Origin of the sequence: Actinoplanes sp. NPDC048791 (assembly GCF_040650095.1) — a bacterium.
Classification (GTDB): domain Bacteria; phylum Actinomycetota; class Actinomycetes; order Mycobacteriales; family Micromonosporaceae; genus Actinoplanes.
The window spans coordinates 1-7,284 of the sequence record NZ_JBEZGQ010000384.1 but is presented as its reverse complement, the minus strand read 5'-3'; the positions used below and the strand labels follow the sequence as shown (position 1 = coordinate 7,284).

8 protein-coding genes are annotated in these 7,284 nt (G+C 74.2%); 5 read left to right on the top strand and 3 right to left on the bottom strand.

What is annotated here, in order from left to right:
• Window positions 1-143 precede the first annotated feature (143 nt).
• Window positions 144-2,204 (bottom strand): MMPL family transporter, encoded by a 2,061-nt coding sequence (locus AB0C29_RS25250; RefSeq protein ID WP_360824643.1) that lies wholly within the window; start codon window positions 2,202-2,204, stop codon window positions 144-146.
• 73 nt (window positions 2,205-2,277) lie between these two features.
• Here AB0C29_RS25250 and AB0C29_RS25245 point away from each other — a divergent pair, with 73 nt between their 5' ends.
• Window positions 2,278-2,778, top strand: a complete 501-nt coding sequence (locus AB0C29_RS25245; RefSeq protein WP_360824640.1) for a MarR family transcriptional regulator — start codon at window positions 2,278-2,280, stop codon at window positions 2,776-2,778.
• A gap of 7 nt (window positions 2,779-2,785) precedes the next feature.
• On the opposite strand, the gene AB0C29_RS25240 is transcribed toward AB0C29_RS25245, so the two are convergent.
• Entirely contained in the window at window positions 2,786-3,451 is a 666-nt protein-coding gene (locus AB0C29_RS25240) for a response regulator transcription factor (RefSeq protein WP_360824637.1), read from the bottom strand.
• Window positions 3,448-4,299 (bottom strand): histidine kinase, encoded by an 852-nt coding sequence (locus tag AB0C29_RS25235; RefSeq protein WP_360824634.1) that lies wholly within the window; start codon window positions 4,297-4,299, stop codon window positions 3,448-3,450. The genes AB0C29_RS25240 and AB0C29_RS25235 overlap by 4 nt, the downstream gene beginning before the upstream one ends.
• A gap of 109 nt (window positions 4,300-4,408) precedes the next feature.
• Here AB0C29_RS25235 and AB0C29_RS25230 point away from each other — a divergent pair, with 109 nt between their 5' ends.
• The 4 genes from AB0C29_RS25230 to AB0C29_RS25215 form a co-directional block, all read left to right on the top strand.
• Window positions 4,409-5,122 carry an ATP-binding cassette domain-containing protein gene (locus AB0C29_RS25230; protein ID WP_360824631.1) on the top strand — a complete coding sequence of 238 codons (714 nt, stop codon included), beginning with the start codon at window positions 4,409-4,411 and terminating at the stop codon, window positions 5,120-5,122.
• A complete protein-coding gene (locus AB0C29_RS25225) occupies window positions 5,119-5,793 on the top strand; it encodes an ABC transporter permease (RefSeq protein ID WP_360824628.1) in 675 nt (224 codons plus the stop codon). The genes AB0C29_RS25230 and AB0C29_RS25225 overlap by 4 nt, the downstream gene beginning before the upstream one ends.
• The gene (locus AB0C29_RS25220) at window positions 5,790-6,320 is read left to right on the top strand and encodes a hypothetical protein (RefSeq protein ID WP_360824625.1); all 531 of its coding nucleotides are present in this window, start codon (window positions 5,790-5,792) and stop codon (window positions 6,318-6,320) included. Before AB0C29_RS25225 ends, AB0C29_RS25220 begins: the two co-directional genes overlap by 4 nt.
• Window positions 6,321-6,413: 93 nt before the next feature.
• The coding region (locus AB0C29_RS25215) for a serine hydrolase domain-containing protein (RefSeq protein WP_360824622.1) at window positions 6,414-7,284 on the top strand (871 nt) is incomplete at its 3' end.

Sequence of the window (7,284 nt, the reverse complement as noted above, 5' to 3'; positions counted from 1 at the left end):
GGCTACGGCACCATCCGGGCGCTGCGCGACGCGGTCGGCGACGACGGCCTGGTCGGCGGCAGAGTGGCGATCGCGATGGACACCCGGGACACCGTCGAGCGCTTCGGTCAGCACCGCCTCGGTGGCGGCGAGGCCGTCGGCGTTCATGCCACCGCCGCCGGCTGCGCCACCGGTCCCGCCTCCTGGTGCGCGCGGTGCGGGGCCGCCGGGTCGGCCGGCCACCAGAACCGGTCACCCAGCAGGGTGGCCAGGGCCGGGACCAGGACGGTACGCACCAGCAGCGTGTCCAGCAGCACGCCCAGACCGACGATCACCCCGATCTGGGTGAGCGTGATGATCGGCAGCACACCCAGCACCGCGAACACCGCCGCGAGCAGGATGCCGGCGCTGGTGATCACCGCGCCGGTCGCGGCCAGGGCGTGGATCATCCCGGCCCGGGTGCCGCGGGTCACGGCCTCCTCCCGGGCCCGGGTGACCAGGAAGATGTTGTAGTCGACGCCGAGCGCCACCAGGAACAGGAACGCGTACAGCGGCACCTGGTTGTCCAGGCCGGGGTAGCCGAGCAGCTCGCGGAACAGCCACGAGCCGGCGCCCAGGGCGGCGACGAAGCTGGCGATGACCGTGCCGATCAGCAGCAGTGCGGCGACGACCGCGCGCAGCAGCAGGCCCAGGACCAGCAGCACCACCAGCAGGATGACCGGCACGATCACCCGCAGGTCCACCCGCGACGCGTCCCGGGTGTCCATCGCGATCGCCACACTGCCGCCGACCAGGCCGTCGTCGCCGACCGCGTCGCGCAGCGCCCGGATGGTGCCGTAGCTCTGCGGGGTGTCGGGCGCGGCGGTCAGCACCGCGGTGATGCTGACCGACTGCCCGGCCCGTTCGGCGATCCGCGCCTGCGCCACCCCCGGCGTGCCGGAAACGGCGGCGAGGACTTTGTCGGCGGTGGCCGGTGCGGTGATCACCACGGTGGGGTCCGCGGCGCCGGCCGGGAAGTAGCGGCTGAGCGTGGTCAGGCCGTCGACCGACTCGGCCTCGACCCGGAACTGCTCGGTCTGCGAGAGCCCGAGCCGGGTGCCGATCAGGCCGGTCGACAGCACACCGAGGACGACCAGCGCGACCACGGTGACCAGGCCGGGGCGGCGGGCGACGCCGCGGCCGACCCGGGCCCAGAGGCCGCGCTCCTGCTCGGCGCCGCCCGCACCGACGCGCGGGATGAACGGCCAGAACAGGCCCCGGCCGCAGACCACGAGCGCGGCGGGCAGGGCGATCAGGGCGAAGAGCGCGGCGACGGCGATGCCCAGGGCCGCGGTGACGCCCAGGGCCACGGTGTCGCCCAGGCTGGCCAGCAGCAGGGTGAGCAGGCTCAGCACGACGGTGACGGCACTGGCCGCGATGGCCGGGCCGGCGCCGCGCAGGGCCCGGCGCATGGCCTCGCGCCGGTCGGCGTGGCGGTGCAGCTCCTCGCGGTAGCGCGAGATGAGCAGCAGGGCGTAGTCGGTCCCCGCGCCGAACACCAGGACGGTGACGATGCCGACGGTGGAGTCGCCGATGGTGAGATCGGTGTGCCGGGAGAGCAGGGCGACCAGCCCGCTGGCCACCCGGTCGGCCAGGCCGACCACGGCCAGCGGCACGAGCCAGAGCACCGGACTGCGGTACGTGATCAGCAGCAGCAGCGCCACGACCACCACGGTCACGATCAGCAGGTTGGTGTTGGCCCCGGTGAAGCTGTCCGCGATGTCGGCGGCGAACCCGGCGCCGCCGGTGACCTGGGCGGTCAGCCCGTCCGGCAGCCCGGCCCGCGCGGTGTCGCGCAGCTCGGCGACCGCGGCGATGGTCCGGTCGGCCGGGGCATCGGCCGGCAACGGTACGGCGACCAGCGCCGCGTCCCGCTGGTCGGAGAACACCGGCGGACTCTGCGTCCGGAAGGCCCTGGCGTCGGCCTCGATCTTCGCCACGTCGGCGGCGGTGAGCGCCTGCCCGTCGCGGCTGTAGACGACCAGGGCCGGGTTGCTCTGTCCCGACGGCAGCTGCCGTTGCAGCGCGGCGACCTTGGTGGACTCGGCCGCCGAGGGCAGCGAGGCGGTCGGGTCGTTGGCGGTGCGGACCTCGCCCGCGCTCGCGATGACCGAGCCGCCGAGCAGCAGGGCGACCACGAGCACCAGCCATGCGGTGAGCCGTCCGGTGAGTGTCCGAAGCACCATCATTCCTCCACGGCAAAGAATCTCGACCATCGAGAGTCTCCACCAGTGCTACGGCATCTGCAACACTGAGCGGGTGTACCGGGCGCGCAGGACGGAGCGGGACAGGCTCCGCGAGGAGATCGTCAACCTGCTGCGCACGTACAGCGTCGAGGCGCAGCACGTGGGGCACGCGTTCGCCCAGCGGCACGGGCTGCACCCCACCGACCTGCAGGCGCTGATCGCGGTGATGCACGCCGAGGGCCGGGGCGCCCCGCTCACCCCGGGCCGGCTCGGCGAGGCGATCGGGCTCTCCTCGGGCGCCACCACGGCCGCGATCGACCGGCTGGAACGCGCAGGCCACCTGCGCCGCACCCGGGAGAGCACCGACCGCCGGGTTGTGCACCTGCGCTACGGCGAGCCCGGCATGGCCCTGGCCATGGAGTTCTTCGGCCCGCTGGGCAAGCGCACCGACGACGTGATGGCCGGTTTCAGCGACGACGACCTGGCCCTGGTGCGCCGCTTCCTGCAGGGCATGAACGAAGCGCTGGCCGAGCACCACACCGAGGTACGCGCGGCTCCTCCCGCGGCGGAGTGACCCCGGCTCAGCGCGGCCGGGGCGTGACCAGCCCGGCGTCGTAGGCGGCGATCACCAGGTGGGCGCGGTCGCGGGCGGCCAGCTTGGTCAGCAGGTGCGACACGTGCGTCTTCACCGTCTTGATCGAGATGGTCAGCCGCGCGGCGATCTGGTCGTTGGACAGGCCGCGCCCGATCAGCGTCAGCACCTCGGTCTCGCGGGCGGTGAGCGGCCGGGGCGCCGGCGCCCGCGGTGTACGGGGGACCGCGACGTAGTGCTCGACCAGCCGGGTCAGGATGGACGGGGCGAACAGCGACTCGCCGGCGTGGGTCCGGCGGATCGCGGTGATCAGCTCCTCCGGCCGGGCGTCCTTGAGCAGGAAACCCGAGGCGCCGGCGTGCAGCGCCTCGTAGACGTACTCGTCCAGCTCGAACATGCTCAGCACGACCACCCGGGTCGCCGCCAGCTCCGGGGCGGCACAGATGCGCCGGGTGGCCTGCAAGCCGTCCAGCCGGGGCATCCGGACGTCCATCAGCACCACGTCGGGCCGGGTGCGCCGGGCCACCTCCAGCGCCTCGGCGCCGTCACCGGCCTGACCGACCACCGCCAGATCCGGCGCGCTGCCGATGATCATCGCGAGGCTGTGCCGCAGCAACGGCTGGTCGTCGACGAGCAGCACCCGTACGGCGCTCATCCGGGCGTCCGGTCGGGGATCCGCGCGACCACCCGGAACCCCTGCTCGACCGGCCCGGCGTGCAGGGTGCCGCCGAGACCGGTGACCCGTTCCCGGATGCCGGTCAGCCCGTGCCCGGAGCCGGGTGTGCCGGGCCACGGTCCGTCCGGCCCGCTGTCGTGCACGCTCGCCACCACCGTGTCGCCGTCGCGGTACACGTGCACCCGCACGTCGCTGGGGCCGGCATGACGGGCCACGTTGTGCAGTGCCTCCCGCACGGTCCGGCAGATCGCCACCTGCACGCCCGGCGAGACCGGGCCCATCGGCTCGAGCGTCAGGCGCGCCCGCACCCCGGTGGCCCCGGCGTCGGACACGATCGTGGGCAGCCGGCCGAGATCCTCCGTCGGCAGCCGCGGCCCGGAGTCGCCGGCGGTGCGCAGCACGGTGAGCATCCGGCGCAGTTCGGCGGTGGCCTCGCGGCCGGCGGACTCGATGTCGGACAGCGCCTCCCGTGCCGCGCCGGGGTCGCCGGAGAGCCGGGCCGCGGCGGCGCGCACGGTGATCAGGCCCAGGCCGTGCGAGACGATGTCGTGCAGGTCCCCGGCCAGGCGCAGACGCTCGGCCAGCACCGCCTCCGAGGCCGCCCAGCGGGTCAGCCGGGCCTCGTAGGCCACGCGGTCGGTGTGGCTGCGCCAGCTCGCCCAGGCCGCCAGGGCCACCGCGCCCACGGCGATCAGCGACGGCATCACCACCGCCAGCACCCCGTCCGCCCCGACGAGCAGCAGCATCAGCACCAGCGCGAGCAGGGTCGCCCCGGTGACCGGCCAGACCCGGGACCGGCGGGCGGGCCGCTGCCGTACCTCCTGCACCCCCGCACCCTACGTGCGGTCCGGGCGTCCGGCGTCGGACCACGGTCCGAGATCGCGGTCCCGACCACGGTCCGATGTGGCCGGCCCGGCGGCCGCCTTGACTGGTGGGGTGATCACCATCGAGCACGTCCACAAACGGCGCGGCCGGACCCAGATCCTCACCGACGTCGGCTTCACGGCCCGCCCCGGCCGGGTCACCGGCTTCCTCGGCCCCAACGGCGCCGGCAAGTCCTCCACCCTGCGCATCCTGCTCGGCCTGGACCGCGCCCAGCAGGGCACGGCACTGGTCGCCGGGCGGCCGTACGGGCAGTGGCGGCGGCCGCTGACGGTCGTCGGCGCACTGCTCGACGGCAGCGGGGCACACCGCTCGCGGACCGGCCGAGCGCACCTGCGCTGGGTGGCTGCCAGCAACGGCCTGCAACGTTCGCGGGTGGACGAGGTGCTCGAGCTGGTGGACCTGGGCGCGGCGGCGGGCAAGCGGGTCGGCTCGTACTCGCTGGGCATGGGCCGGCGGCTGGGGCTGGCGGCGGCGCTGCTCGGGGACCCGGCGGTCCTGGTGCTCGACGAGCCGGTGAACGGGCTGGACGCGGGCGGCATCCGGTGGATGCGGGAGTTCCTGCGCCGGCGGGCCGCCGAGGGCGCGACGGTGCTGCTCTCCAGCCACCTGATGGGTGAGCTCGCCGAGACGGTCGACGACGTCGTGGTCATCGACCGGGGCCGGATCATCGCCGCCGGGACCCTGGCCGGGGTCACCGGCGACCATCCGACCCTGGAGGACGCCTACTTCGCGCTCACCTCGACCGGGACGCGGGGCCGGTGGTGAGGGCGGAACTGCTGAAGCTGGCCGGGCTGCCGTCGGCGTGGGTGGCCGTCGCGCTGAGCCTGCTCCTGCCGCCGCTCGTGGTGCTGCTCAACTCGCGGACGGTGGCGAACTCGCCCGACACCGGTTTCCTGGAGCTGACCGTCGGGGTGCTCGGGCCGCTCGTGCTGGGCACGGTCGCCGCCGGCAGCGAGTACCGGGGCGGGCAGATCGCGACGAGCCTGGTCTGTGTGCCGTCGCGGATGCGTCTGCTGGCCGCCAAGACCGCGGCGCTGGTGCTGAGCGTGGCGGTGACGGCGGTGGTCAGCGCAGTGGTAACCCTGGCGGTGGCCGGGGTGCTCGGCGGTGGGACCGGGCCGCGGATCGCCGGGGTCGTCGTCTACTGGGTGCTGAACGCGCTGCTGGCGTACGGGATCACCCTGCTGACCCGCAGCGGCGTCCTGCCGCTGACGCTCCTGATCGTGAACTCCACCGTCGTCTCGGTCAGTTTTCTCCTCACCAAGCTGACCCCGCTGGCGGCCTACCTGCCGGACCTGGCCGGCGCGCAGATGTTCATCGAGCCCCACGACGTCGGGACCGACCTGACCCCGGTGACGGCCGGCCTGGTCATGGGCGCCTGGGTCGCCGTCCTGCTGGGCGTCGCCGCCTACGTCTTCCACCGGCGCGACGCGTGAACACGGCCCGCGCCGAGCTGCTGAAGCTGGCGACGCTGCCCGCCCTGGCCCTGACCGTGGTCCTGACCTGGGCCGTGACCACGCTGATCGCGCTGGTCGCCCAAGGCGGCCCCGACCCGGTCCCGGTGGTCCGAGCGGGCTTCCTCGTCCTCGGCGTGCTCGCTGCCACCTCCGAGTACGACGGCGGCCAGATCCACACCACGCTGCTCTGCACACCCCGCCGGGCCCGCCTGCAGGTCACCAAAACGCTCGTCCTCACCCTGGCCACTGTCCCGATCGCGGTCGTGACCGTGCTCCTCGCCGGCACCGGTAATCCGGTCTACCTCGTCCTCACCACCGTGCTGGCGGCGGCCGTGGGCACCCTGCTGCGGCACGCCCTGGCGGCGGTCGTGGTGGTGCTCGGCTACTACTACGTGCTCGGGCCGTTCGTCCGGGACAGCTTCGACGACAGCCTGTGGCTCCCGGCCGGATGGACGGTGGCCGCGGTGCTCGCCGCCACGGTCGCGGTCGTCCGCCGGGACGCCTGACCCCCTGATCGTCTTCGGACGGGAGCCGCGTGGCGGGGGAGACTTCCGCACCCTATTTGCGTCACGATGGGGGAGGCGGAAGGAGGCCCGGCGATGTCGCTGGTGCACGGAACAGTCGCCCCGGGTTACGAGAAGGTCCGGGAGGTCTTCGCCGCCGAGCTGGCCCGGCTGGGGGAGGTCGGCGCCCAGCTCGCTGTGCACCGGCACGGCAAGCAGGTCGTCGATCTCTGGACCATCGACCCGGAAGCGCTGATGGGTCTGCTGTCGGTGACCAAGGGTGCGGCCTTCCTGGTGGTGGCGCTGCTCGTGCAGGACGGCGTCATCGACGTCAACCGCTCGGTACGGCACTACTGGCCGCAGTTCACTTCGGACGTGACCGTGCGCGAGCTGCTCGGGCACCGGGCCGGGCTGATCGGGGTGGACGGCGGCTTCGGGCCGGCCGAGCTCGCCGACGACCGGATCATCGCCGAGCGGCTGGCCAAGCAGCGGCCGTACTGGCCGCGGGGCTCCGGGTACGGCTACCACGCGCTGGTGATCGGGGCCCTCGTCGGGGAGATCGTGCGCCGGGTGACCGGCCGGTCCCTGCAGCAGACGTACGAGCACCGCGTCCGCGTCCCGTACGGCATCGACCTGTTCCTCGGCCTGCCCGCGGAGCTGGAGCCGCGCTTCCGCCCGCTCGCCCCGCCGGTCGGGCGTGAGCCGGGACCGGATCCGGGCAGCCTGACCGGCATCGCGCTGAACCTGCACGCCGACCCGCCGACCGACCTGACCGTTTTCGCCAACAGCCGGATGGTCCGGGCCCACGGGCAGGCCTCGGCCGGCGGTGTCGGCAGCGCCCGCGGCGTCGCGCGGTTGTATGCTGCGGCCGTGTCGGGCCTCAACGGCAGGGATCCGCTGCTTCGCCCGGCGACCACCGCCGATTTCGGCACCGCCGGCGGCACCGCGCCCGACCTGTTGTCCGGCG

Coding starts and splice junctions, on each gene's coding strand:
- AB0C29_RS25250 (WP_360824643.1), bottom strand. CDS start 2,204: ATGGTGCTTCGGACACTCACCGGACGGCTCACCGCATGGCTGGTGCTC.
- AB0C29_RS25240 (WP_360824637.1), bottom strand. CDS start 3,451: ATGAGCGCCGTACGGGTGCTGCTCGTCGACGACCAGCCGTTGCTGCGG.